The sequence below is a fragment of the Paenibacillus qinlingensis genome (genome assembly GCF_031455095.1).
In the GTDB taxonomy this organism is placed as follows: Bacteria; Bacillota; Bacilli; order Paenibacillales; family NBRC-103111; genus Paenibacillus_E; species Paenibacillus_E qinlingensis_A.
This window is the reverse complement of the sequence record NZ_JAVDSB010000002.1, coordinates 724108-750230: the sequence shown is the minus strand read 5'-3', so window position 1 is coordinate 750230 and position 26123 is coordinate 724108. Positions and strand designations below refer to the sequence as shown.

Sequence of the window (26123 nt, the reverse complement as noted above, 5' to 3'; positions counted from 1 at the left end):
CAATACTAACCACAAGTGAAAAGGGGAACCGAAACCAATGAAAAAAACATTTACGGTGATTGTGTCGATTGGGATTATGGCATCTGTTTTGGCAGGATGTGGAAGTGCAACGGAGACCGTAACACCAGCTGCTTCAAGTGGTGCTACCAATAGTGCGAAATCAACAGAAACGCCAAAAGAAAAAGTTACACTGACATACATGGCTAGCCAAGACTGGATAAAGGATTCCGAAATGCAGCTCGCAAAGAAATTTGAGGCGGAGACTGGTATTCATATTGATTACCAAATCGTTCCATCAGATCAGTACCAGAATATTCTGAAGACCAAACTCAATGCGAAGGAAGCACCGGATATTTTCGGCGGACAGGATGGACAGCTTGATTTGAACAATTTGTACGGTGTCGAAAAAAATGCGGTTGATTTAAGCGGTGAAGAATGGGTAAAACGAGAAGACCCGCTCTTTGTAGAACAAGGATCTTATAATAAAAAGCTGTATGCACTAACCATCTGGGATCCAAGTTATAACTGGGTTGTCGTGTATAACAAAAAAATATATGAGAAGTTAAACCTAAAAGTACCGACTACGTATGCTGATTTTAAAGCGGTATCAGAGAAGATCAAGTCTGCAGGCACGACACCTATTTATGAACCCGTGTCCGATGGCTGGCATCATGTGCTTTGGTTTCCTGAGCTTGGGCCTAAATTCGAAGAAGCAAATCCTGGATTAACCGATAAGCTAAATAGTAATAAGGAGCAATTCGCAAACGTACCGATTATGGAGCAGGCACTTACGCAGCTCAATGAACTTGCAAAGTCGGGTTACATGGGAGATAACTACTTTTCAAATACATACGCCGATACAGAAAAGAACATGGCAAGCGGCAAATATGCGATGACGGTGTATAATCTTGGGTTGCCGGCGCAAATCGAAAAAGCGTTCCCAGAGGTTAAAGCGGATACATTTGGCTATTTCTTGATGCCGCTTGCTGACAATCAGATATTAAATGTGAATCCTGCTGCGCCAAGTAAATTTATATATTCAGGTTCCAAACATATTGATTTGGCAAAGAAATATTTCCAGTATCTGACGATGCCAGAAAACTTGCAATTCTTTTTGGATAACGAACCGAAGTTCTTAGCTTTGAATTTCAAAGACATTAAAAACCGTTATACAGCTGATCAAAAAGCATTCTTCGATACGTATGGCAAAAAACAAGGCACTGTGTATCAAACCTCCATTAGTTACCTAAATCCACAATGGATGGATATCGGAAAAGACATTTCAGCGATGTTTACAGGGAAGATGCAGCCGAAGGATATTTTGAAGAGCATTGACAAAAGAAGAAATGATGCTGCAAAAGCAGCCAAAGACCCTGCTTGGGCACAATAATTTTATACTAGTATAAATCAGAACAGCCCAGCGGATAGGATAATGACGCTTGCTGGGTTGTTACTGAAGATAATGTGGAGTGGAGCGTCCTACAATGAACAAAAGCATATATCCCTTTTATTTTTCAATTGGCGCATTGGTACTGTATCTGCTCTTCTTTGTAATTCCAGGATTTATGGGAATTTACTTTTCATTTACGGATTGGAATAGTTATAGCGAAGGAATTGAATTCATAGGACTTGATAATTTTCGAACGATTTTCTCAGGAAGTGAGAAATACCTATCCTATTTGAATCATACAGTTACGTTCACGATAGCAACAGCCATACTGAAAACGGGAATTGGGCTGTTTCTCGCGCTAATCTTAAATCAGGGGATTAAAGGTAAGAATTTTCATCGTGTGGTTATCTTTATGCCAGTTATCGTTCCTACATTAATTGTAGGATTAATTTTCAAGTCCGTAATGCATCCTGAAGTTGGATTGGTCAATGAGTTCCTAAGATCCATCGGTTTGGAATTTTTGGCTAAAAGTTGGCTGACGGATATCCATTTGGCCTTTAAATCCATTATTGCTGTCGATACCTGGAAAGGGGTCGGCTATATCATGGTCATTCTACTGGCAGGTCTTCAGGCTATTCCGGATATGTACTACGAGGCAGCGGAAATGGATGGCGCAAATTTTTGGAATAAATTCAAGCATATCATTGTTCCACTATTGATGCCGGCGCTTACAGTTACAACAGTTCTTAATTTTATCTATGGATTCAAAGTGTTTGATATTGTGTACGCGCTTACGAATGGAGGACCAGGCTACGAAACAGAAGTACTGTATACGGGCGTGTTTAAGGAATTCTCCCTCGGTCGTTACGGCGTAGGTACTGCCTTATCTACAGTTATGTTTCTCGTTATGATCGTGATTGGCTTTTGGGCAGTCAAATGGATGAGCAACGAAGATGAGGTGGGCAAATGAAGCTGAACATGGTGAAGAATGTTTTGAAAAATACGACTGCTTGGATCGTGAGCATTATCACGCTAGCGCCACTCCTGTTAATTGTGATTAATTCGTTAAAGGATAAAACGCAGGCCAGTTCAATGGGTTTTGATTTGCCTAAACAACTACATTTCGAAAACTTTCTGGTCGTCATTGAAAAAGGGAAATTACTTCGTTCACTTTGGAACAGTTTATTTTATACCGGAGCTTCTACAATTTTGTGTATTTTATTATCGGCTATGGCAGCCTACATCTATGCTAGAAATCGTTCAAGATTAAATCGTTTTTTTTACTTTTTCTTAATTCTAGGCATTGCCTTGCCCATCAATTATTTTACATTAACCAAGATGATGCAAATGACTCATTTGATGAATACGCAAATCGGAATTATTATTCTGTACGCAGTCGTGCAAATTCCATTTAGTGTATTTATTTTATATGGATTTGTAGGAACTGTTCCCAAAGAACTCGATGAATCCGGTATTATTGATGGTTGCGGCCCACTAAGGCTATTCTTCTCCATCATAATTCCCTTATTAATGCCTGCTGTAGTGACCACATTTATTCTAGCTTTCATTAATTCATGGAATGAATTCTTGCTTCCGCTCTACTTCCTCAATAATGCCAAACAGTGGCCTATGACATTATCTGTTTATAATTTCTTCGGCCAATATCAAATGGACTGGAATTTAGTGAGTGCTGATATTGTAATGACCTGTCTGCCTGCTGTTATTTTGTATTTATTAGGTCAGCGATACATTATTTCCGGTATGACATCTGGCTCTGTAAAAGGGTAGTGATTTCAAATTTCTTTGATAAGGAGAATCATGATGCAAATCATTCGACATCGTGTGGAGAAGGATCGTCTGTTGTTAGAAACGACAAACGGGCGAATCATGCTTGCCCCATATTCCAACAAGATCATTAGGATTCGATATACATTGGAAACTGAATTTAGTACACAAGAAAGTCTAATGATAACAGGTTTGCCTGATTCGAAAATTTCCTTCACCGTAGAAGATCTCCAAAGTCATCTATTATTTTCAACGAAAGAACTGACAATCCGAATCCTCAAGAAGACGGGAGCTTTTACTTATCTGGATGCATCAGGAGCCTTACTGACGAAAGAGCCGGATCGCAGAGGAAAAATGCTGGTTCCCATGGATGTTATGAAATCTGTATTCGATGAATCCGCCAATATTGAAGCTGGACAGGGAGCCGATGGCCTGCGTGTCCGAGCTGACAACGTGACAAAAGTGAGGGATCGAAAGGCATTTCATACAAAGCTTGCGTTTGAGTGGATGGAAGATGAGGCATTATACGGCTTGGGTTCACACGAAGAAGGCGTAATGAATTTGCGGGGAACGCATCAATACTTGTATCAACAAAATATGAAGGCGGTTGTTCCCGTCCTGGCATCTACGCGTGGATATGGCATTATAGTAGACAGCTATTCCATGATGACGTTTCGAGATGATGCTTTCGGTTCCTATATATGGACAGAAGTAGACGATGAAATGGATTATTATTTCATTCTTGGTCCGGAGATGGACAGTATTGTTCATGGGATCCGTGAATTAACTGGAAAAGCGCCGATGCTGCCCAAGTGGTCATTCGGTTATATCCAATCCAAGGAGCGTTATGCGTCACAAGAAGAATTGGTAGCCGTTGTTCGCGAGTATCGTCAGCGAGAACTGCCGCTTGATTGCATTGTGCTGGATTGGAAGTCCTGGACTGGGGAACTCTGGGGTCAGAAAACGCTTGATCCTCAGCGGTTTCCAGATCCGAAAGCTATGGTGGAAGAGCTTCACGGGATGAATACGCGATTGATGGTTTCTATCTGGCCCATTATGAATCCACAGAGCGATAACAATAAGGAAATGAATGAGAATGGGTGCTTGCTTGGAAATCAGGCAACTTATGACGCTTTTCAGGAGAAAGGCAGACAATTGTACTGGAAACAGGCGAACGAGGGCCTCTTTGCACACGGCATTGATGCTTGGTGGTGTGACTGCACTGAACCTTTCGAAGCCGACTGGAGTGGAGCTGTTAAGCTTGAGCCAGAACAACGGATGCTGATAAATACAGAAGAAGCCAAGCTTTATCTTGATCCCGAGTTCATTAATGCGTATTCCTTGCAGCATTCCAGAGGCATTTATGAAGGGCAACGCCGAACTACAGAGAGCAAACGGGTCGTAAACCTGACACGTTCAGCTTACGCAGGGCAGCATCGTTATGGAACGGTAACATGGTCGGGGGACATTGCGGCGAATTGGGAGACACTGCGAAAGCAAATTCCAGCTGGATTGAATTTCTGTGCAACGGGCTCCCCATATTGGACAGTGGATATTGGAGCATTCTTTGTTCAGAATAAGCCGGAACTATGGTTTTGGAACGGTGATTATCATTCAGGCATCCAGGATATGGGGTACCGGGAATTGTATGCTCGCTGGTTCCAGTATGGTTCGTTTCTTCCGATGTTTCGTTCTCATGGAACGGATACTCCTAGGGAGGTATGGCAATTTGGTGAGCCAGGTGAGCCTGTCTATGATGCCATTGTTATATGCCTCCGTCTTCGATATGAATTAATGCCATACATCTATTCCGTATCTGCCCACGTTCATCACTATGATTATACGTTAATGCGAGCGTTATCATTTGACTTCAGGCACGATCCGAATACATATAACATTGGAGATCAATTCATGTTTGGCCCAGCTTTCTTAGTAAATCCAGTCACCGAGCCTATGTATTACAATGCGGGTTCAGAATTGCTTGAAGGTGTGAAGAAAACCAGAGATGTTTATCTGCCAACAGGAACAGCGTGGTACGATTTCTGGACGAATCGCATCTTTGAGGGTGGGCAAACGATAGAAGCTGAGGCACCATTAGACCGTATCCCACTGTATGTAAAGGCAGGATCTATTGTGCCTCGGGGCGGGAGTATTCAGTTTGCTGAAGAACGTCCGAATAATAACATACACATCTGTATCTACTCCGGGCAAAATAGTTCTTTCGTTTACTATGAAGACGAAGGAGACAATTACAATTATGAAAGGGGTGTTTTTGCCCTAATTCCTATGGTGTGGGATGAGCATAATCGAACTTTCATTATCAAAGAGCGGGAAGGCTCTTATCCCGGGATGAGAGTAAATCAGTCATTTAACCTAACATTTCTGGGTGTTAATGATGGTGGTGGATCTCTCAAAGAGGCAGAGAAGACAACGCAAATTCACTACACAGGAAACTACATCGAAATCAAGCTAGAAGACTTGTAAGATTCCCCGTTCCCCTATAACCCATCAATGTTCCTACAAAATTCCTTCTGGCCGTATGATTGTCTCTGTACGAAAGAGTCGTGAAAAACTACAATGAACTCAGAAATGATATCGCTTACATATCGCTGTTAAGCTCGGAATGGAAGGGGGTGATTTGAACAAAACTCCTACTGTCTTGCTAACCAGAACAGTTTATAAATTGCAAATCCAAGGAGGTTTTATGAAAGTGAGAAGGAGAGCATTCGTTTGGCTTATGACTTTGGTAATGATCTTATCCATGATACCATATGCAGGATCGGTAGAAGCGGCTGCCAGTGCGCCAAGTGCAACGATTTATGTTGCTACAAATGGCAATGATAACACAGGTGACGGAACACAGGCAAAGCCATATAAAACGATTGCCAAAGCAAAAGCAGTAGTAAGAACTCTGCCTAAGACTGGCGGTGATATCGTCGTTCAAATTGCCGATGGCTTTTATCCGCTTGATGAAACTCTCGTTTTTGACAAGAATGATTCCGGAAGTGCAAGCAGCACAATTCGCTATGAGGCGGCGCCGGGTGCAAAGCCTGTAATCAGCGCGGGCGAAATGCTGCAAAAAGGCGTATGGACAGAAGCGGTTGGCCTTACTCAGACAGGCGGCTTAAAGGCGTATAAAACAACCCTTAACCGCAGCGATAAGCTGCGCGCACTCTATGTAAACGATAAGGGCGCCACCATGACGAAGAGCTCGGAGATAGCATCGGCCAACAGAACCGTCACGGGCACCCCCACAGCCAGCTTTACCGCTGCCAATAACCCTTGGGCGTGGCAGAATGGCACCAACATCCGGGCGGGTATCGTATTCGACGCCAGCGTAGGTCTGACGACAGCAACGAAAAACCCCCAAAACATCGAAGCCGAAAGCACGGGCGGCTCCACCGCCAGATGGGCGAGACCTTTTATCACTTTCGCGTCGATCGAAGAGGCGCCGGCAGCCAGCAGCAAGCCCGGCGGTATCATGTTCCGGTTCCAGATGCCGTATGGGTTCATTTCACAGTCTTTGGGTAATAACACGCAATACAATCCGGGTAATAATCAAGTAATCCGCAACGCTTTCGAGTTCTTCAACAAACGCGGAAATTTCTATTTCGACCAGGCGGAAAGCACGCTTTATTACATCCCGCTTGCAGGAGAGGATATTAATACCGCAGAGGTGGTCATTCCAAGACACGAGACGGTCCTCGACATAAGAGGGATCCCTGTAGGAGATCGGTTGAACCCTGTTGCGGGCTCCGATGATGGGCGTGTCAAAAACATAACCTTCAACGGGCTGAAGTTTGCTCATACCGACTACAAACTGACTGAACTGACGGGTACATATACACTAAGCGACGGATCCGGTCCGGTCACAACCAGTTCCCGAGGCTATGCATCTGTTCAGGGCTCTATTGTGAACAAAGTTTACTTCCCTAGCAGCATCAACTGGCATGAGACTTTCTACCGAGGGTATGACATACCGCCGGCAGCGGTAATGATCAATGCGGCGAGGAACATCAAAGTGCTGAACGGTGAGATTGGGCTTACCGGATTTAATGGCATCCATGTAGAAAACGATGCCAAGGATATTGAAATCTCAGGCAATTATATCGTAGATACGCTCGCTTCAGGCGTTGTAATTGGACATCCGCAGCATATCTATGAAAACGATGTGGCGGTTTCGCATGAATCCAGTGTTTCGCTCTCTGGCACGCCAATAAGGAACTGGGCGGGCGTTGGTAAGGAGAAATTTGCGGCGGGTACGGAAGCAGTGCCGGAGAATATTTATATTACAAATAACTTTTTGTTCAGGACCTGTTACGGATTCCCCGGCGCCAATGCACTGGCTTCTTTCTACACAACGAATATGCAAGTACTGCACAACTACATCTATGACACCACTTACGGCGCCATGAGCATCGGCTGGGGTTGGGATGAGTATGATGGCTTCGGCTTTACCTCCCAAGGTACCAACAAGACTGGCGGCCCGTACCAAGGTACGCATGAAACGAGTCTCGCGAGATCTCCAGTAATTTCCACGACCTCTAGGAATAACAAAATAAACTATAACCGGGTAGAAGAAATATGCACAGTAGTTAACGACTCCGGAGCCATTTATTCACTGGGCCGACAGGGGGATCCAGGTAATTTGCCGGGTGGCGGGACATGGGACACTGTCAATAATTTGACAAACAACCCTGTCACTGAAAAGAGTAGTAACTGGCATTCTGACAACTGGACGAATTTCACTGAGATGAACTACAACTTCCTTGACCCGAATCCAACTGGCAAACCCACGACCTCCAATAACTGGACGAACGGGTTTCATCCGGATGAAGGCAGCACGTTCATTAAGATGATAGGCAACGTCGTGCAGTCCAAGCTTTCCCATGCTGTTGGGCAGAGCCGTCTTTATGAGTTTAACAACTGGAAGCGCAAAAGCGATATGATTGCCGTCGATGGTTATGTGGATGGGAATAACGACCAGAATGGCGGCCCTAGGATTACTTACAACAATTACAAAAGCGAAGCCCGCATTTGGCCGGTTAAGGGCAACGAAATCGTTTTGAATTCCGGTCTTGCTAACGAATACACACATATGATCCCAAGAAGCCTCATTGCCGATACCGAGTTTGAGCTGGCTTCGAATGTCATCATGGGTAAAGGTGAAAAGCTGAACCGCAGGGGTCTGCTCCAAGCGCAAGACACGGTTTGGATCGCGCCCGCGAACACTACTGTCTTTAATGAAGGAACTACGATGACAAAAGCTGCCGGTGACGTAAAGTCAATCAACGCTCCGTCTTCCGCAGGCGAATACAAACTGTATATCAAATATGGAGACGGCAGAGCAACGGCCACTTCTAAGTATACGGTATATGTTGATGCAAGCGGTTCAGCAACTAATGTGGAAAATGGGAAGAGCTATGAAGTTTCAGCAGTAAGGCCGCTTAAACTGACTTTGAGTACGGATTACACCTTTACGCTTAACGGCAAGCCTGTGACGAATGGGTATGAAATCCGCACTGCAGGAAGCTGGACTTTGGTAGGCAGCACTTCGACGCCTGCCATAACCTTCAACTTCATCACCACAGTATCGGAGGCGAATAGGCTGCTCCCGGCTGACGTGTCAGTCGCCCCCGGCGGGAAAGTCAGGTTTGCATACGATTTGGAGGACGCTACTAAACAGATATGGATTTCTTCATCGAGCGACGGAAATTTCATTGAAAGCGACAAAGAAACAATGGCCTCCGGCAGCATGATAGAAATAACCGCGCCAAAGTTGGTCGGTCCATATATTATTTATGTACGTTCGAAAGAAGGCGATGTTCTCAGCCAGTCGCACGCTCGTGTCGTGGTGCGCGATATGACGCCTGCCGATATTCCTAGAGATGGTCTTGACTTATGGCTCAAGGCTGATGAAGGTGTGGAAAAAGATGGAAGCGGCAACGTAACTGGATGGACCAATATGGGAAGCGTCCCAGCGAAGCTTGTCCCAGCGAATGTCCCCGGCAGCGGCGGTGATAATCTTGGAACACCAACCGGCAATCCTACGCTGAAGAACGATGGATACGATTATGTAGATTTTGCAGCGATGTCAAGGCCGTTAAAAGCCGCAGGCTTTAAGAATTATAACGGCAGTACGCAGATGACGATTTACACACTTGTAAGACCAACAACCACAGCCAACAACTCTAGCGATCAAAGTGGTCTTGTTTATTTCGGATTAAACGAAGCTTACCAAACGTGGGCGGCCAACAGCGGTTGGAGCGGTATTAATCTGGGTGTAGGAACAAACCGAGTTAACGTCCGCTTTGGTAACACGGATGGCAACGTATCGGGTGGCGGGCAACAAATTGCAACAACCACCACGGACGGTCTAGTTAGTGTTCGGGCGCAGCTAAACGGAACTAATAGAGCCGTTTCTGTTAATAACAGTGTCATCGGCACTGGAACTAACGCTAAGGCGCTGTTAGGAAACAGCTCGGATCTGGGCGTAGGTTACACGATGGCGGCTGCAACCCCTTACCGCTTCCTGGGTAGGGTCTCGCAGGTTCTCATTTACAACAGAGTGCTTACAACTGACGAGATTACAAAAGTAGAAACATATTTTAACAATGTCAAAGCTGGCCGTGGTGGACCTGCGAATCCAATTGTTTCAGCAGTCGACAAAACCCTGCTGACCTCCTTGATTGAGTCCGTCAATAACAAGGAAGCTACCATTTATACAAGCAATTCATGGAACGTATTTGCTAGCGCATTAAGTGAGGCCAAGACTGCCGTCTCCAATGGTGATATCAGCCAGGCCACAGTGGATAATTCCTATTACGCGCTGCGTAATGCGACCAAAGCACTTCAACTGATACCGAGTGGAGTTACAACTGCCGTATACGGTACGCCTGTTCTCGGCGGGGCTGTACTCGATCCGCTCTGGGATACGACGGCCACGCTGCCAATCCTTAAGCATTTGACCATGGCGAACGGTCCGACGGATGGCTCTGCTAAAGTACTGTGGGACGATAATAACCTGTATGTTCTGGTGCGTGTAAAATCTCCTGAGCTGAACAACAGCAGCAGCAATGCGCATGAGCATGACTCCGTAGAGATCTTTGTGGATGAGAACAATAGCAAACAAACCTCCTACGGCACAGGTATGGGACAATACCGTATTAATTATCTGAATGCGAAAACCTTCAATCCAGGCAGTATCAGCGCGGGATTTGAGTCTTTTGCCAAAGTCGTGGATGGCGGTTATTACATTGAAACGAAGATCCCTTTTAAAGCTACACTGCCAACGGTTGATCGGGTAATTGGATTTGATTTGCAGATCAATGACGCGAAAGCAACGGGTGGCCGCCAGGACGTTATCATGTGGCACGACGTGACCGGACAGTCCTATGCTAACGGTTCACAATGGGGTGTGGTTACCCTTGTCGGCAAGCCGCCGGTAGTTTCCGGAGCAGCCGGAGCGACATCCATCACGACGAAAGCCGGCACGCTGCAAATGTTAGCGGGAGTACCTGTCGTATGGTCGGTAACCGCAGAAGATGGTTCGGAGACGAAAGCGGCGATCATCAGCGAGACGGGATTACTATCGGCCAAAAAGAATGGCGTCGTGAAAGTAACAGCGAAAGCCAGCGGGTCCAATTTGAGCAGCAGCGCGCTGATCACAATTAGCGGTCAAGAAGGCGCATTGTTGAGCGGAGCGACTTCCATCGCATCTGGGCAAACATTCAAATTGAACTTTGGTTTGAACAACGTGACGTCCAGCGTCTATGCAATCGATCTGACCGTTCAATACGACCCTGCGAAGGTGGAATATGTGTCAGGCATCTCGTTGGTCAACGGTTTCTCAATCGTGGTTGGTCATGAAGGGACTTCGGGCGGCGGTGAAGCCAACATCCGATTCCTTGCTGCAAGCGTGGGCCAGGCCATTTCCAATACGGACAATTTGTTGGGATTGAGCTTTAAGGCTAAAGAGGTTGGTGCGACTGTTGAACTTAACGCTATCACGGTCGATCATGTAATGATCTCGGACGGCGTTACCGAAACCCAGGTAGGCTCGGCCAGTCATAACGTGAAGATCGAGGTTATCAGCAAGACAGCTCTGAGCGCGGCAATTGGAGAGGCCAACAGCCGCTTGACAGGCGCGATAGAAGGTACGCTCCTCGGACAATATGCACCTGGTTCTAAAGCGCTGCTACAATCTAAACTGGCTTCCGCCAATGTCGCGCTGTCTAATTCAACCCTGTCTCAGGCAGGAATTCAAGAAGCAACAGCTCAGTTGACAGCAGCGACATCCGTATTCAACGGATCGTTAAAAACGTTGTCCGGATCAAGCGTGTTGACCATCGGGGATTTGGCGGTCATCGGAAAAAACTATGGGCAAAGCAACGTGGACATCAATTGGACGTTATACAAGGCGCTCGGCATTACTACGCCGCGTAAGATCGGCGTGCAAGATCTGGCGGCGGTTGCTTACCGCATCTTGGGAATCTCACAGTAATCGAGCTGGGTCCATCATTTAACGAATGGCTAAACGGTAGGGAGGAGGCGCTTTCGCGCCTTCCTCCCCCATCCATTTGGAAAGGAAGTTGAGGAATGAGACAAATGAAGAGGATGACTGCGCTGTTGCCTGTTTTTCACCGATCGAGAGACGTTCACAGTTATTACGCCGTGTTGAGAAAAATTCGACTCGCCTGCTTAAGTCTTTTGCTGGCAGGCTCGTTTCTGCTAAGCGTGTTTTCCTTGGCGACTGTGGTCGCCTACGCCGCTCCGACGTACACGCTTTCCGTTTCAAATAATCAGCCGATCACCGGCCGTGAAGTCAGAGTCCAGGTGATCGGTCAGGGTCTATCCGATGTGTACGCGACAGAGCTGCAAGCGACGTTCAACACCGAACATTTGCGATTCGTAAGCGCATCTAGTGCTCGATTCGGTTATGCCGTTACGCCTGTCGTAAACGGCAGCCAAATTGTATTGGCGTTTACGAAAGTCGGACCGATATCCGGAGAGACAGGGACAGTCGTGCTGGCGGAGATGGTTTTTGAGGCGACGGCCTTGGGAAGCGGAACGGTCGAGTTGAAAAAAATAATAACCGTGGACAGTGCAATGAACACTGTCGATTTCGACACGAACGTGATTGCGAGCTTGAGTGTGGTCGCGTCGAACAATTCGGGCCCGGGCAACCCCGGCAACCCCGGAGGGGGAGGTCCTTCTGTCTCGACTCCAGAACCAGAAGGCGTGGTTAAGGTGCCAAAAGACACAGGCGGCAAGGTCGAGAATCATGGAGCGGTAGTTAACTTGCCGGCAGGAGCAATTGGAAGTGACATCTCTGTGAGTATTAAAAAGTTGAGCAACACCTCACAGCTGAAGCTAGACCCAGGTTCGAAGCTAGCTGGAGATGTGTATGAGATTATCAAGGATGTAGCAGGACCTTTCCAAAAACCAGTCACGATCACTCTTCCGTTCAACACCAGTTTGTTGGATGATGAGCACGAGGTGGGACTGTACTGGTACAACGAAGTAACTAGCAAATGGGTTAAATTGGACGATATTAAGATCGACCTAGTGAAAGGCACCATTTCCGGCAGTGTGACGCACTTCACCAAGTTTGCCGTATTGGCGGTAGACAAGTCAGCATCGGTCAAACCTCCGGTCTTGACCGATATTAAAGGACATTGGGCGGAAGCGGATATCCAAAAACTTGTAAAAGCAGGTGTGATTGACGGTTACCAAGATGGCACATTCCAGCCTAATTCAACTGTAACAAGATCCGAGTTCGTATCCATAATCGTCAGAGCGTTCCACTTGACGGCAACAGGTGGAACTACATTCTCTGATACTGGCAGCCACTGGGCAAAGGATGCCATTGGAATAGCTTCCGCTTCAGGTATCGTGGACGGTTATGAAGATGGTACCTTCGGACCCAATGACAACATCACCCGGGAACAAATGGCCGTAATCCTTGCACGTGCCGCACAGTTGGCATCTGCCAACAGCGGCTTGGACTATAAGGATAGTGGAGATGTCTCCGCCTGGGCACAAGGGCCGCTTGCAGCTTTGACTGCTAAGGGTGTGCTGAACGGCTACGGAGACGGTACGCTGAAGCCGAAGGCTTTCAGCACCCGTGCAGAAGCGGTGGTTAGTATAATTCGGATTTTGGATGCTCAATAGGAACAATAGTGCTCGCGTTTAATGCCAAAATTTGCGCATGAATCATATGGCCTATCATGATGCGCTGACCGATCTCCCGAATTGCAGATTGTTCAAGGAACATCTAAACAAAGGGTTGGAGCAGGCAGAAAGGGGAGGACATCAACTAGCTGTTTTGTTTCTGGATCTAAATCGATTCAAATATATCAATGACTCCTTGGGGCATGCTTTCGGTGAATTCTTCACACCAGTCATGAGTATCCAATCTTCTGAACGGCTTATGATGGAACAGGAATTAACAATCAAACATGGTTCAGCTTGTGGCTGATATCTTGAAGGAAACAGGGCTTCATCCTGCCTACTTGGAACTTGATACGAAGGAGCAATTCGAGCTTCTTAAGAACGGAGGATGTAATGAAATGCAAGGATATGTCTTCAGCAAACTGCTTTACACAGAAGATATGACAGTGCGTCTAGCTAATACATTCAACGCAAGATAACTTAAATAAAAGAGCACCTACGACCACTTTTCATTTCGTGGGGAGGTGCTCTTTTGTTACCTAAGTTGGGTAGATACGAGAAGTTCAGGCAAGGGATGCCCAACAATCCAAGATGCCACTGTTTTGGAAAAGAGAGCTGGATTTTCTAAAGGCCAGTTATGCTTAGCTCTTCTAACGAAATAACTTTTGGAGCTGGGATATGCAGCGCACAGGTTAAGTAATGATTGTTGAATAGAAGCACCTTCATATTCGCCGGCCACTGCCAGCATAGGCGGAAGCTTGTGGTGCGAAGCGATGCGGGGCAGCTTAAATCCAAAATTTTCTTTTGAAATTCGTATAGATGAACTCCAATCCTGCATGATGATATCTTTCCGAACCTCTTCAAAATGTTTCATAGGTATGCCCCATTGCTTCATTTTAGCCCGAATGAGCCAGTCCTGATGTTTAATTGGCAATATGAATTTATGAAAGTAAGCCAGCCATTTTACCGATAGGGAGGGAGATGTACAGACACCACTGACAAGAACGCTATTTACTAATTCAGGTGCAATAACACTCAAATGAAGGGCAACTTGCCCTCCAAGATCGAGGCCAACGAGATGAGCGCGTCTCCCATGCGCCTTCTTACTAATGATTTCTGCCATGTGTTCAGCAACGTTAGGAATGGAGAAAATCCCTTTGTGAATACTTCCTCTGTGCTCAGGCAGATCTGGTATTATGCAATGGTATTTTGATAAATGATCGACATGAGGTCGCCACATCCAGCCGCCTAAACCACTTCCGTGTAGGAATAGGAGTGTTGTAGGATTCTGAGTTCCTGTTTCAAAATGATGTAAAAACATAGTCTAGATATTCCTCCTGAGGGCATTCGTTTGTTGGTTACGCTTAGAGACGTATATTACGCTTTTAAAAATGGCTTTGTAAAATGGAGCAAAGCTGATTTAGGTGCAAATATGAGTGAAACTAGCGTGAATTAGCCATTAAGCCTATAAAACACAACTCTTTAGAATCCGTTCATGGTAGTGAATCCAAACTTTTATGCTTTTTTATACAAAAGCTTTAGATTTTTTACGCATTTTTTATACGGTTCGGCGTTAGAATGTTTAAAGAAAGTGGTGGAGGTCATCATGCAAAGTGATTATTTGCTTATTGCTGTGCCAACCAAGGCAGGCGAGGAGTGAACCGAATTATTCAAGTGGACACGACAGAGTCCTATATATGTCATCACTCAAAGCGTTAATCTTAGATTAATATATAAAGGGCTCCGAGCGGATTATGTCATGTATTCTTTCTAATCTCAGCCCTTAAAGCAAATATAAACATAAGTTCTGTCTGAATGTATGAAGGGGTGTCATGTACAATGATGTAACGATGACCTTGAAATACTTGCCGAATTTTTCGATACTCTAAAGGTGGTTATAACAAGTTGGTTTAAGCATTTTTGTATGATTAGGATTTACGTTGTTTCGTGTCATTATTGGTGATTTTTCTATATGCTCTTTCAAGCTCTTTAATGTCTTATAAACCAGTTGATTCATTTAGACACCTTCTTTATTGTTTTAGTAGTTACTCCACCATCTAGTAAATTGAGGATGTTTATCAGCATATAGTGGGATCGAATTATTATACTGTTGTCGCCACCCCACTCAAGAGGTAGAATGTGATGAATTTCAATACCACTTTGCCAGTTTACGCGACCAAAGTTATAGTAAATAATAGAATTATTTCCTTATATTGCATTTAGTTTGCGAGTCCTGATTTAGTTTACCTCCGAATCCAGGGATTTAGGCGGTATCCACATTTCAGATGTTATTTTATGTATTTTTTATACGTATGCAGTAGAGTCTATACACTTTTTTATACAATTGAGAGTTACAATGATTCAGGAAAGAAAAATTATCATGAAAAGAGTTTTGTTGATCTTTCCGTAAGGCAGATGTGTTGTTAGGATAGTGAAGCTGATTCGCAAGGAACCACTCTCATTATTTGAGGGTGGTTTCTGTACATTGTACGTGTTGTATGGAACTTTCAAAAGGAGTGAAATTTCATTATGGTTATTATTTGTGTATTAACAGTAGCAATGTTGCTATATCTCGTCTATGTGCTGCTGCACATTGAACAATTGTAACAACGAAGTCTAGAAGAGATTTAGTTTATTGGAGGAATCTACAATCATGCGAAATCAAATGATAAGACCCATCATTTATAAAGCACTGCTTGAAGCCGTGTTGAAACTCAATCCGATTATCATGTTAAGAAGTCCTGTGATGTTTGTCGTAGAGGCAGGGGCCTTTTTGGTATTGTTAATGATTCTTTTTCCGGATACTTTTGGTGCTGATGGGAGGCACGCTTATAATTTTTTCATCTTCTTCATTTTGCTTTTTACAATTTTGTTTGCAAATTTTGCGGAAGCATTGGCGGAGGGGCGAGGAAAGGCGCACGCAGAACATTTAAAGAAAACTCAAACGGATACGAAAGCGAAGCGTATTCGAAGAAATGGAGAGGTGGAAATCGTCAACTCTACGGAATTACGACGAGGTGACGTGATCCTAATCGAAAAAGGAGATCTCGTACCAGGAGATGGCGAAATTATAGAGGGGGTGGCTGCCGTTGATGAATCGGCTATCACGGGAGAGTCTATCCCAGTTATAAAGCGGGCAAAGAGTGATTTTAGCTCAGTTACTGGGGGAACGACGGTCATAAGCGATTGGAGTAAAGTCAGTATTACAGCTGATCCAGGGGAAACATTTGTAGACCGAATGATTCTCTTGGTGGAGGGGGCCAAACGACAGAAATCGCCTAATGAAGTGGCATTGAACACCCTTCTGGTTGTGCTAACAATTATCTTTTTTATTGTTACGATCACAATGATTCCTATGGCTGGATATTTGGGAGTTGTCGTCGAAACCTCAACACTGGTCGCTTTACTCATATGTTTAATCCCTACGACGATCGGTGCTCTTCTGTCGGCTATTGGTATTGCTGGCATTGATCGCTTAACTCAGTTTAACGTCCTCGCGATGTCAGGAAAGGCGGTTGAAGCTGCTGGAGATGTCAGTACGATTATTTTGGATAAAACCGGCACAATTACATATGGCAATCGGAAGGCACATCGCTTTGTTCCTGTACAGGAGACACTGCTAACAGAGTTGATTCAGGCGGCGGTAGCAACATCAATTTACGATGAAACACCAGAAGGTCAATCGATTATGGAACTGGCTGCGAACATGAACTATACCTTGTGCGAGGATCACTATAGAGTAGGAAGAGTTATTCCATTTACAGCCGAAAGTCGAATGAGTGGTTTAATTCTGAGCGAAGAAACTTATTATAAGGGATCCGTAGATGCTATCGTCTCTCATATTGAACAACATGGAGGAATCCGATCTTCACAGGTAATCCTCATCAGTGAAGAAATTGCCAAGGAAGGCGGTACACCGCTAGCAGTTTGTAGGAACAACCAAGTGTTAGGGATTATTTATTTAAAGGATACGATTAAACCAGGATTAAGGGAGAAGTTTGAGGATTTGCGAAAAATGGGTATCAAAACGGTCATGTGTACAGGGGATAATCAGCTTACAGCCAAAACCATTGCACAAGAGGTTGGTGTTGATGACTATATTGCAGAATGTAAACCGGAGGATAAGATTCGCGTTGTGAAGGAAGAACAGGCTCAAGGCAAACTTGTCGCAATGACAGGAGATGGGACGAATGACGCGCCGGCGCTAGCGCAAGCTGATGTCGGGCTGGCTATGAACAGCGGTACCACTGCGGCTAAGGAAGCTGCGAATATGGTGGATTTGGACTCTGATCCGACGAAGCTGATTCAAGTAATCTTTATTGGCAAACAATTGTTAATCACGCGCGGTGCACTTACTACGTTTAGTATTGCCAATGATTTTGCTAAGTATTTTGCGATTATTCCAGCTATTCTGTCTACTGCAATTCCCCAAGTAGAAATATTGAATATCATGAGATTGCATTCACCGGAAACTGCAGTGTTATCATCGCTAATTTTTAATGCTTTTATTATTCCTATTTTAATTCCACTTGCAGTAAAGGGTGTAAAATATTCGCCAATGAGTGCAGAGAAGCTGTTGTTTCGTAATATTTGTTTGTTCGGTATCGGGGGGATTATAGTTCCATTTGTTGGGATCAAAATGATTGATATGTTTATGCAATTCTTTTATTAATTCCGCAGTATAGGTAAGTAATTGGGAGGCATAGCATGAGATATACAATTCAAATCAAGCTGATGATTAGTTTTTCATTGGCAGCCAGTCTGCTCGGTGTTAATGGACAAGTTTGGTACAATTTGGTACAAACTATTCGGCAGCAGGACATGGCAGCAGAAGTTTTTTCCTCTAGTGTAAATTCTGCTTTAGGAGTTACCGTGGCTTCATTTGCTTGCATTCTTGGAATTGGATTATGGACATCAAGTGTAATTTCACGTCCTGCTATCCGAATAGCTGAAAGAATGGAGAACATGGCTTCCGGTCATATTTTGGAAGAAGAAATCTCTTCACAGATTCGCCATCGGGATGAGTTAGGGGATGCGGCAAAAGCAATGAACCGTATGGCGCGTAATTTGCGCAGTTTGATTCGAAGAGTGTCAGTTTCCTCTCAACAAGTAACAACAAGAGTGGAAACATTGAACTTTACAGCCGAACAAAGCGTTAAGACAACCAAAGAGATTGGTGACTCTATGGATCAGGTAACGCTAGGTGCTGAGAGACAAGTTGACCGTGTCTCCATAACGATGAAAACCCTCGAAGAGATGAACAACGGTCTTCGACGTATTGCAGAGTTTTTCGAAACCGTCGATACATCCGCCCAAAATGCTGTGAAAGAAGCGGTCGCTGGCAATGCTGTAATATTTAAAAATAGGGCGCAAATCAAGTCTATTCAATCTGTATTTGACGACTCAGCTGAGAACGTCAGGAGCTTAAGTGAACATACGCAAGAAATTGGCAATTTTGTTCGAGTCATCACGACAATTTCAGAAACGACGCATTTACTTGCGCTCAATGCCTCCATTGAAGCTGCCCGTGCTGGTGAGCATGGACGAGGATTTTCGGTGGTTGCCAATGAAGTGAAAAAACTTGCCGTCGATTCCAAAAGGGCAGCAGATCACATCTCAAGCGTTGTGAAATCAATTCAAAATGAAACACTTCAAGCATTTCATACCATGCAGCAAAGCAGTAAAGAAGTAAGCACAGGGATGGAACTAATGTCAGAAGCCAGCATTGCGTTTAAACAAATATCCGAAGCGATAAATGAAGTAACTACACATAGTGGGCAAATTAGAGAAATTACCAATGATGCGTTCATCCGTGCTACACAAATCACCTCAGCTGTCGATGAGTTGGCTTCAATTGCTAAAGAGGCTGTGAGAAGTTCGCACTTGGTCGCATCTTCATCCCTTGATCAGACCGCATCCATGGAAGAAATATTTCAAGCCACGGAAGAACTGCAAAAGATGGGGCATGAGCTTAACGATTTGGTTAGAATGTTTAAAGTTTGATTGAAGATCATCATGACTCAATTTGGAACGTTTCGAGCTTTATATGGGGCCGTACTTATTTATTCGAACATTCTGGGGCCAATATTTCTTTCTAGGGTGGTTTCTCATGAATCAAAGGTTGAAGCATTTATTTCATTCAAAAGTGATCATTAGGGCCTTTTTGGAAAGCATACTGAAGCTAAATCCAAAATTATTGATCAAAAATCCTGTGCTTTTCGTGCTGGGAACAGCCAGCTTCATCATTTGTTTATTGATTGTGTTTCCGGTTTATTTCCATACAGAGGATCAGATCACTTATAACATTAACGTTTTCTTCGTTCTACTGTTTACGATTTTATTTGCAAATTTTGCTGAGGCACTGGCTGAGGGCAGAGGCAGAGTACACGCAGACAGCTTGATAAAAACAAGAAAGGAATTAAAGGCCAAGCGGTTATCGAATGATGGAAGCATAACGGTTGTTGCTGGAAGTGAACTACGTATAGGTGATCGTGTTCTAGTGGAAATGGGAGATTTGATTCCTGGTGACGGTAGGATTATAGAGGGCATTGCTGCTATCGATGAATCTTCTGTTAACGGGGAGTCAGCATTGGTCATTCGAGAAGCGAATAGCAAGAATAGTTCAGTAATTGGCGGGACCTTTGTCGCCAGCGATTGGATTCAAGTTGAGATAACCGTTAATCCCGGGCATACCTTCCTTGATCGAATGGTACAGATGGTGGAAAGTGCCACTCGACAGAAATCGCCGAATGAAATTGCGTTGACGACCCTGCTTGCCGTACTAACCCTCATATTTTTAATCGTCGTAATTACCTTATACCCATTGGCTGAATTTGTGGGGATTCATTTGGAGATATCCTCGTTAGTTGTACTTCTCGTATGCTTAATCCCAACAACGATTGGAGGATTGTTGTCTGCCATAGGAATTTCGGGAATTGACCGTGTCACACGGATCAACGTCTTAGCGAAATCAGGGAAAGCCGTTGAGACAGCAGGTGACATCAACACAGTCATTCTGGATAAGACCGGAACAATTACTTTCGGTAACCGAATGGCGGCGGCATTCTATCCCGTTAAAGGTGTATCACCGGAGCAGCTTGTGGATGCAGCTGTTCTCGCTTCCTTGTTTGATGAGACGCCGGAGGGACGATCTATTATTGAGCTTGGTAAACGGCATCATAACATAAGTGACCTCAAAGCTTATCAAGGGGAAGTGATTTCATTCACTGCAGAAGAGCGTATGAGTGGCTTAAACCTAAACGGCAGCTTTTTCCGAAAAGGGGCCGTTAGTGCTATTTGCAGCTACATCACTGTGAGGGGTGGGCATATTCCAGAAGAGCTAGGGGAACGAAGTGATTACATTGCTAGAAAAGGGGGAACACCTCTTGCCGTGAGCAAGGATAATCATATTCTAGGCATTATTTACTTGAAAGATACGATCAAGCCGGGCATTCGCGAACGCTTGTCATATCTGCATCAAATGGGAATTCGGACAATTATGTGCACGGGAGATAACCCCTTGACTGCAGCAACCATAGCACATGAAGTTGGGATTGATGCTTATTATGCAGAGAGCAAACCAGAGGACAAATTGCAATTAGTCCGGGCAGAGCAAAGCGAAGGCAAGCTTGTCGCTATGACAGGGGACGGGGTTAACGATGCGCCTGCGCTGGCTCAGGCTGATGTGGGCATCGCAATGAACAGCGGAACATCAGTGGCCAAAGAGGCAGCTAATATGGTCGATCTCGACTCAGATCCAATGAAAATCTTAGATGTGATTTCGATTGGTAAGCAGTTGCTTATCACGCGTGGAGCCGTTACAACATTCAGTATTGCAAACGATTTTTCAAAATATTTTGCCATACTGCCCGCAATGTTTGAGGCTAGTATGCCGCAGTTGCAAATTTTTAATATCATGCAATTGCAATCACCCACGACTGCTGTGCTTTCAGCTCTCATCTTTAATGCAGTCATTATTCCCCTCTTAATTCCGGTCGCATTGAGAGGGGTTACCTATAAACCTATGAGTGCTAATCAATTGCTTAGCAGAAATTTAGCTATATACGGTGTAGGAGGTCTGATTCTTCCTTTCCTAGGGATTAAAATTATTGATACTCTTCTAAATATTTTAAATTGAACATCTAAAGAACTGGGGTACATAAATATGGATAATCCTCTAGACATCAGAAAAAAAGCCGAAGGGAGAAAAATATCATTTCGCCTCGTATTGATCTATGTACTGCTCGCTTGCATGTTGCAAATTACTCTCAAGATGGGGCTTTCATATTTGCTATCAAGTGGAGTCTTGGCAATAACTTCCTATTTCGTTTATAACATGATTCAGCGCAGTATAGAAAAAGTTAATCAGATTGAGGCCACCCAGCTGGTACGTGAAGAACAGAAAATACGCTCTACTTTGGAAAGCATTCAAGACGGTTATTATGAAATAGATATGACAGGTAAATTCTTGTTTTACAATCATTCCTTATTGGAACTTCTCGGGGGAAAATCGGAAAGTGATCTACACGACTGTCAAATTACTGACTTCATGAGTGCAGGGGATGCCAAGAAATTGGAACAAACGTATCAATGGGTGGCTCACTCCGGAACAGCTGTCAAATGTGTGGAATGGGAGGTTATTCGAGAGGATGGCATAAGCAAGCGAGTGGAGGGTTCGATTGTCCTTATCTTAGATGGGGAGGAAACGTCCGCTACAGGTTTTAGAGGTATTATTCGAGACATTACAGATCGTATAGATTCTGAGAGAATGTTGGAGGAAAGCAGATTCCGCTATAAATCTTTAGTAGATCATAATCCAGATCTAGTTTGTTCTTTTGAATTGGAGGGTGTAGTTACAGCGATAAATCCAGCAACTGAGAAAATAACAGGTTATTCGGCTAATCAATTAGTTGGAACCACATGTGCACATCTGTTGAGTGGGATTCAGAGATTTATTTATTTAAGACCCTTCTTGCTTGCGAAAAAAGGAAGATCCTCAAGTTTTGAGATTTCAATTTCACATAAACGCGGATATATGGTTGATCTGCAAATTCGATTCGTTCCAATTATCGTCGACAGTCAAGTGGTCGGTGTTTTTGCTATTGGCAAAGATATTACAGAGCATAAACAAGCAGAGGAAACGATTAACCATATGGCATATCATGACGCGCTAACTGATCTCCCCAACCGCCGGTTATTCACGGATCATTTGACCAGAGGCTTAGAGCAGGCGGAGCGAGGTGGACATAAACTTGCTGTGTTGTTCCTCGATCTGAATCGATTCAAATATATTAATGACTCGCTAGGTCATGCTTTTGGCGATACCTTGCTGCAAAAAATTGCAGAACGTCTCTTAAGTTGTGTTGGTCAGCATGGCACGATAGCTCGCATGGGTGGGGATGAGTTTACAATTTTATTGCCTGTTCTCCAACAAGAAAGTTTTATCCTATTAATTGTGAATAATATCATAGAAGCTATTAATCGTCCTATTCGCATTGAAGGCCACGAATGTTCAGTTACTACTAGTATCGGAATTAGCCTTTTTCCTAATGATGGACAAGATGCCCAAACGTTAATGATGAATGCGGATGCGGCCATGTACAGGGCGAAGGAAAGTCATCGCAATCAGTACGAGTTCTTTACGCCTATCATGAGCGCTCAGGCTTCTGAGAGGCTTACTGTTGAGCTGGAACTGCGTAAAGCATTAGAACGTAATGAACTACTCTTAATGTACCAGCCTCAGCTGGAGTTTAAAACCGGTAGGGTTACAGGGGTGGAAGCGCTTGTCAGGTGGTTGCACCCGAAACGTGGTATGGTATCGCCGGCAGACTTTATTCCGCTTGCGGAGGAAACAGGTATCATTATTCCTCTAGGAGAATGGGTTTTACGGACGGCTTGTCTACAAAATAAAGCATGGCAAAATTCAGGGTTTGCACCTATGAGGATAGCCGTAAATCTCTCTGCATATCAATTCAAACAAGCAAATATTGTGCAGGTTGTAGCTGATATTTTGAAGGAAACTAAGCTCGATCCGGTCTATCTGGAGTTAGAAATCACTGAGAGTGTTGCCATGCAAAATGCAGAACAAGTCATTGTAACACTTGAAGGTTTGAAGAGTCTTGGTATACAAGTATCCATAGATGACTTCGGTACAGGCTATTCTTCGCTTAGCTATCTACGTAACTTTCCAATTGATCGACTGAAAATTGATCGTTCTTTTATCAATGACATTACTTCTGTACAGGGGGAATCTACAATTGCAGCGTCCATTATTGCAATGGCTCAAAGCTTAAAGCTTGAGGTCATTGCCGAAGGTGTGGAGACTGAAGTGCAGTTTGAATTCCTAAAAAGTAAAGGTTGCACTGAAATGCAAGGCTATTTCTTTAGTAAGCCGCTCCTTATGGAAGATATGACAGGGCGTCTAGTGAGTATGCGCGAATCTTAACGGCGCATGCAGGCCAGAGTAGGCTTAATGTGACCTTGTCACAGATTTTACCTCAACTATTAGATATTATCATTATTATGATAATAATTAAGGAGTTGAAATGGTTGATTCAGTCTGAACATGTATCGCGTATCAGATCATTATTCCCCAGCATGGCAGACTTTAATGAAGAGGATTGGAACCAAGAAGGATTACAAGTTGTACAGATGGAACCCAGGGATATCATTGAGGAAGGACAGTTTTTGGAGTTTGTAGTTTTGATTTTGGATGGCTCCGTTAGAATGTATAAAATAAGCACAACAGGTCGTGAAATCACTCTGTACAGAATCCATAGGGGGGAATGTTGTCCTTTAATGATTTCAAGTATTTTGGGCCACTCTGGACATGAAGCCTTGGCCTGCTTTGAAACAGTCGGTTTGGCGTTGAATATTCCTGTTAGAATTTTTCAAAGTTGGATCGATCGATATCCACTTTTTCGAGAGTTCATCTTTAAGGAATTCATCAAAAGAACTCTCGACTTGGCCTATTTACTAGATAGTATTAATTTTAAATCGATTCGTGGAAGAGTTTCAGAATTTCTTATTCAACTTGCGGATCAGACTGGCAATTCAGATACTCTTTTTATTACTCATAATTGCTTGTCCATGGAATTGGGGACGGCCCGTGAGGTGATCAGCAGAATCTTAAAGGTGCTTGAGAAAAGGGGAATCATTAAACTTTCGAGGGGGAAGATTACGATTAGGGATCGTGGCGCACTCGAACGTTATATCGAGTAAAGTGTTATTTGAGCTTTAAAATTATGTGACTAGGTTACGGTCTATTTACTCTAGACTTGATAAAATTGAATCTAATTTATAAGTAAATATGTATTAATAACGAAGTAAAACAATTCGCTCTAAGAATAGGAAGGAACAGTTATGGTTGACTTTGAATGGTACAGAAGCTTTATCGCTATCTATACTCACAATTCGGTTTCTGAAGCAGCGAAGATCCGGGTTATGACTCAACCAGCGATGAGCCGACACCTCGCAAGTTTGGAAGCAGAAGTTGGTGAACAACTGTTCATTCGAACTGCAAGAAAGATGGTACCAACGGAACGTGGCAAGCAGTTGTATTCTCATCTTGTACCTCATATTGAAGCATTAGAGGAAAATACTATGGGTCTGCAAGTGCACCTATCTCCAATGATGGAGACAATTAAAATCGGAACAACACAGGAGCTGTTTACTGAAAATGTGATATCTTACTTCTCTCGAATGAATTTAAAAACAATTACATACTTTGGTGACGCTGAACAATCGTTCGAGCATCTGAAAGAGGATCGTGTGGATGTCATTTTAACAACAGAGAAGTTTATGACACCCGGTATTGAATATGTGAGGTTAATGGAAGAACATTTTGTCGTTGTTGCGCCTATTGATACAGTTGTGCCAGATTTAACACATTTGAAGGATATGGAGAGTTGGCTTTCGGAACAACGATGGATTAGCTATGGCCTTGATCTCCCTATTATCAGGAAGTATTGGAGTAATCATTTCAAAAAAAGGCCAATTATTAAGCCAGTACATGTCATACCTGACATGTACTTAATTTTAAGGGCGGTTGCTGAAGGAGCTGGGGTAAGCTTACTTCCGACTTATATGCTGAAACATCATACCGTGAATAAGCCGAGATGGAAATTAGTTTTCGAACATATGATTGTTCGGAACATATTGGTATTAGGGTTTAAATCAAAACACAAGCATTTATTTGTTATCAATGAGTTCATAGAGGGGATAACCAGGCTAAAAAAATAAAACATACCATGGCTTTTCTAGTCAACGATACCAACGTGCCAGGCCAGCTATAAAACTGTTTACTATAGGGGGAGATCAATGAAGTTTCCTTAATAGGTAGCACCGCATAGTCCAGTGTCAATTATCAAGCTCTAATATTAATCTGAACCTCGAATTAAATACATTAAGAAAATCTGACATATCGGTTCCTAATCGGTGTCAGATTTTTTCTATTAGGGCTAGAAATGTCTTGATTATATCTTTATATGTAACTAAACATAACATTAAATTAAGTGGGAATTTCACTTTTCGATAAGTAGAACACACACCTCTTTCACAGTTTCCAGTTTCTTTTTTACGAGTGTAAGAGTCAAAGGGGAAAGTATTTCTTCTAAAAAATCTTGAATAACAAGGGATTTGGTGAAATTTTTTAAAAAAATACAAACAAGAACAATGTATGAAAAAAAGCATAGCATATAAAAAATTATTGCATAATGCATTACTTTAAGTTTAGAACTATATTTTTTATAGTGGTTTAATGTTAGTATACTTAACA

15 protein-coding genes are annotated in these 26123 nt (G+C 43.6%); 14 read left to right on the top strand and 1 reads right to left on the bottom strand.

All coding sequences use genetic code 11. The features are described 5' to 3' along the window. Nucleotides 1-37 precede the first annotated feature (37 nt). The 8 genes from J2736_RS10920 (at nucleotide 38) to J2736_RS10885 (ending at nucleotide 13827) form a co-directional block, all read left to right on the top strand. Nucleotides 38-1390, top strand: a complete 1353-nt coding sequence (locus tag J2736_RS10920; RefSeq protein WP_310226341.1) for an ABC transporter substrate-binding protein — start codon at nucleotides 38-40, stop codon at nucleotides 1388-1390. Nucleotides 1391-1484: 94 nt separating this feature from the next. Next, nucleotides 1485-2360, top strand: coding sequence for a carbohydrate ABC transporter permease (locus J2736_RS10915; RefSeq protein ID WP_310226339.1), 876 nt, complete (start codon nucleotides 1485-1487; stop codon nucleotides 2358-2360). Then, nucleotides 2357-3178, top strand: coding sequence for a carbohydrate ABC transporter permease (locus J2736_RS10910; RefSeq protein ID WP_310226337.1), 822 nt, complete (start codon nucleotides 2357-2359; stop codon nucleotides 3176-3178). Before J2736_RS10915 ends, J2736_RS10910 begins: the two co-directional genes overlap by 4 nt. Before the next feature lie 30 nt (nucleotides 3179-3208). After that, on the top strand, nucleotides 3209-5659 hold the full coding sequence (locus tag J2736_RS10905; protein WP_310226335.1) for a glycoside hydrolase family 31 protein: 2451 nt from the start codon (nucleotides 3209-3211) through the stop codon (nucleotides 5657-5659). Between the two features lie 220 nt (nucleotides 5660-5879). Next, a complete protein-coding gene (locus J2736_RS10900; protein WP_310226333.1) occupies nucleotides 5880-11678 on the top strand; it encodes a sugar-binding protein in 5799 nt (1932 codons plus the stop codon). Between the two features lie 95 nt (nucleotides 11679-11773). Continuing rightward, the gene (locus J2736_RS10895; RefSeq protein WP_310226331.1) at nucleotides 11774-13348 is read left to right on the top strand and encodes an S-layer homology domain-containing protein; all 1575 of its coding nucleotides are present in this window, start codon (nucleotides 11774-11776) and stop codon (nucleotides 13346-13348) included. Nucleotides 13349-13385: 37 nt separating this feature from the next. Further along, entirely contained in the window at nucleotides 13386-13655 is a 270-nt protein-coding gene (locus tag J2736_RS10890) for a diguanylate cyclase domain-containing protein (protein ID WP_310226329.1), read from the top strand. Next, nucleotides 13636-13827 carry a hypothetical protein gene (locus J2736_RS10885; RefSeq protein WP_310226326.1) on the top strand — a complete coding sequence of 64 codons (192 nt, stop codon included), beginning with the start codon at nucleotides 13636-13638 and terminating at the stop codon, nucleotides 13825-13827. Before J2736_RS10890 ends, J2736_RS10885 begins: the two co-directional genes overlap by 20 nt. Nucleotides 13828-13883: 56 nt before the next feature. Here J2736_RS10885 and J2736_RS10880 read toward each other — a convergent pair whose 3' ends face one another. Next, nucleotides 13884-14669, bottom strand: coding sequence for an alpha/beta fold hydrolase (locus tag J2736_RS10880; RefSeq protein WP_310226324.1), 786 nt, complete (start codon nucleotides 14667-14669; stop codon nucleotides 13884-13886). Between the two features lie 1332 nt (nucleotides 14670-16001). Here J2736_RS10880 and kdpB (J2736_RS10875) point away from each other — a divergent pair. The 6 genes from kdpB (J2736_RS10875) to J2736_RS10850 all read left to right on the top strand — a co-directional run bounded on the left by kdpB (J2736_RS10875) (nucleotide 16002) and on the right by J2736_RS10850 (nucleotide 25588). Beyond that, nucleotides 16002-18020: a potassium-transporting ATPase subunit KdpB gene (gene kdpB, locus J2736_RS10875; RefSeq protein WP_310226322.1), complete on the top strand. Its 2019-nt coding sequence runs from the start codon at nucleotides 16002-16004 to the stop codon at nucleotides 18018-18020. Nucleotides 18021-18055: 35 nt separating this feature from the next. Beyond that, the gene (locus J2736_RS10870) at nucleotides 18056-19351 is read left to right on the top strand and encodes a methyl-accepting chemotaxis protein (protein WP_310226320.1); all 1296 of its coding nucleotides are present in this window, start codon (nucleotides 18056-18058) and stop codon (nucleotides 19349-19351) included. A 106-nt stretch (nucleotides 19352-19457) separates the two neighbouring features. Continuing rightward, the gene (gene kdpB / locus J2736_RS10865) at nucleotides 19458-21485 is read left to right on the top strand and encodes a potassium-transporting ATPase subunit KdpB (protein ID WP_310226318.1); all 2028 of its coding nucleotides are present in this window, start codon (nucleotides 19458-19460) and stop codon (nucleotides 21483-21485) included. Between the two features lie 198 nt (nucleotides 21486-21683). Then, complete coding sequence (locus tag J2736_RS10860) at nucleotides 21684-23792, top strand: sensor domain-containing protein (RefSeq protein WP_310226316.1); 2109 nt, start codon at nucleotides 21684-21686, stop codon at nucleotides 23790-23792. Nucleotides 23793-23896: 104 nt separating this feature from the next. Then, the gene (locus J2736_RS10855) at nucleotides 23897-24568 is read left to right on the top strand and encodes a Crp/Fnr family transcriptional regulator (protein WP_310226315.1); all 672 of its coding nucleotides are present in this window, start codon (nucleotides 23897-23899) and stop codon (nucleotides 24566-24568) included. A 141-nt stretch (nucleotides 24569-24709) separates the two neighbouring features. Further along, the gene (locus J2736_RS10850) at nucleotides 24710-25588 is read left to right on the top strand and encodes a LysR family transcriptional regulator (protein ID WP_310226313.1); all 879 of its coding nucleotides are present in this window, start codon (nucleotides 24710-24712) and stop codon (nucleotides 25586-25588) included. Nucleotides 25589-26123 lie beyond the last annotated feature (535 nt).

Excerpts from the sequence above, each read along its gene's own strand:
- J2736_RS10905 (WP_310226335.1), top strand. The coding sequence starts at position 3,209 with ATGATGCAAATCATTCGACATCGTGTGGAGAAGGATCGTCTGTTGTTA.
- J2736_RS10900 (WP_310226333.1), top strand. The coding sequence starts at position 5,880 with ATGAAAGTGAGAAGGAGAGCATTCGTTTGGCTTATGACTTTGGTAATG.
- J2736_RS10885 (WP_310226326.1), top strand. The coding sequence starts at position 13,636 with ATGGTTCAGCTTGTGGCTGATATCTTGAAGGAAACAGGGCTTCATCCT.
- kdpB (WP_310226322.1), top strand. The coding sequence starts at position 16,002 with ATGCGAAATCAAATGATAAGACCCATCATTTATAAAGCACTGCTTGAA.
- J2736_RS10895 (WP_310226331.1), top strand. The coding sequence starts at position 11,774 with ATGAGACAAATGAAGAGGATGACTGCGCTGTTGCCTGTTTTTCACCGA.
- J2736_RS10850 (WP_310226313.1), top strand. The coding sequence starts at position 24,710 with ATGGTTGACTTTGAATGGTACAGAAGCTTTATCGCTATCTATACTCAC.
- J2736_RS10915 (WP_310226339.1), top strand. The coding sequence starts at position 1,485 with ATGAACAAAAGCATATATCCCTTTTATTTTTCAATTGGCGCATTGGTA.
- kdpB (WP_310226318.1), top strand. The coding sequence starts at position 19,458 with ATGAATCAAAGGTTGAAGCATTTATTTCATTCAAAAGTGATCATTAGG.
- J2736_RS10860 (WP_310226316.1), top strand. The coding sequence starts at position 21,684 with ATGATTCAGCGCAGTATAGAAAAAGTTAATCAGATTGAGGCCACCCAG.
- J2736_RS10870 (WP_310226320.1), top strand. The coding sequence starts at position 18,056 with ATGAGATATACAATTCAAATCAAGCTGATGATTAGTTTTTCATTGGCA.
- J2736_RS10920 (WP_310226341.1), top strand. The coding sequence starts at position 38 with ATGAAAAAAACATTTACGGTGATTGTGTCGATTGGGATTATGGCATCT.
- J2736_RS10890 (WP_310226329.1), top strand. The coding sequence starts at position 13,386 with ATGAATCATATGGCCTATCATGATGCGCTGACCGATCTCCCGAATTGC.
- J2736_RS10880 (WP_310226324.1), bottom strand. The coding sequence starts at position 14,669 with ATGTTTTTACATCATTTTGAAACAGGAACTCAGAATCCTACAACACTC.
- J2736_RS10910 (WP_310226337.1), top strand. The coding sequence starts at position 2,357 with ATGAAGCTGAACATGGTGAAGAATGTTTTGAAAAATACGACTGCTTGG.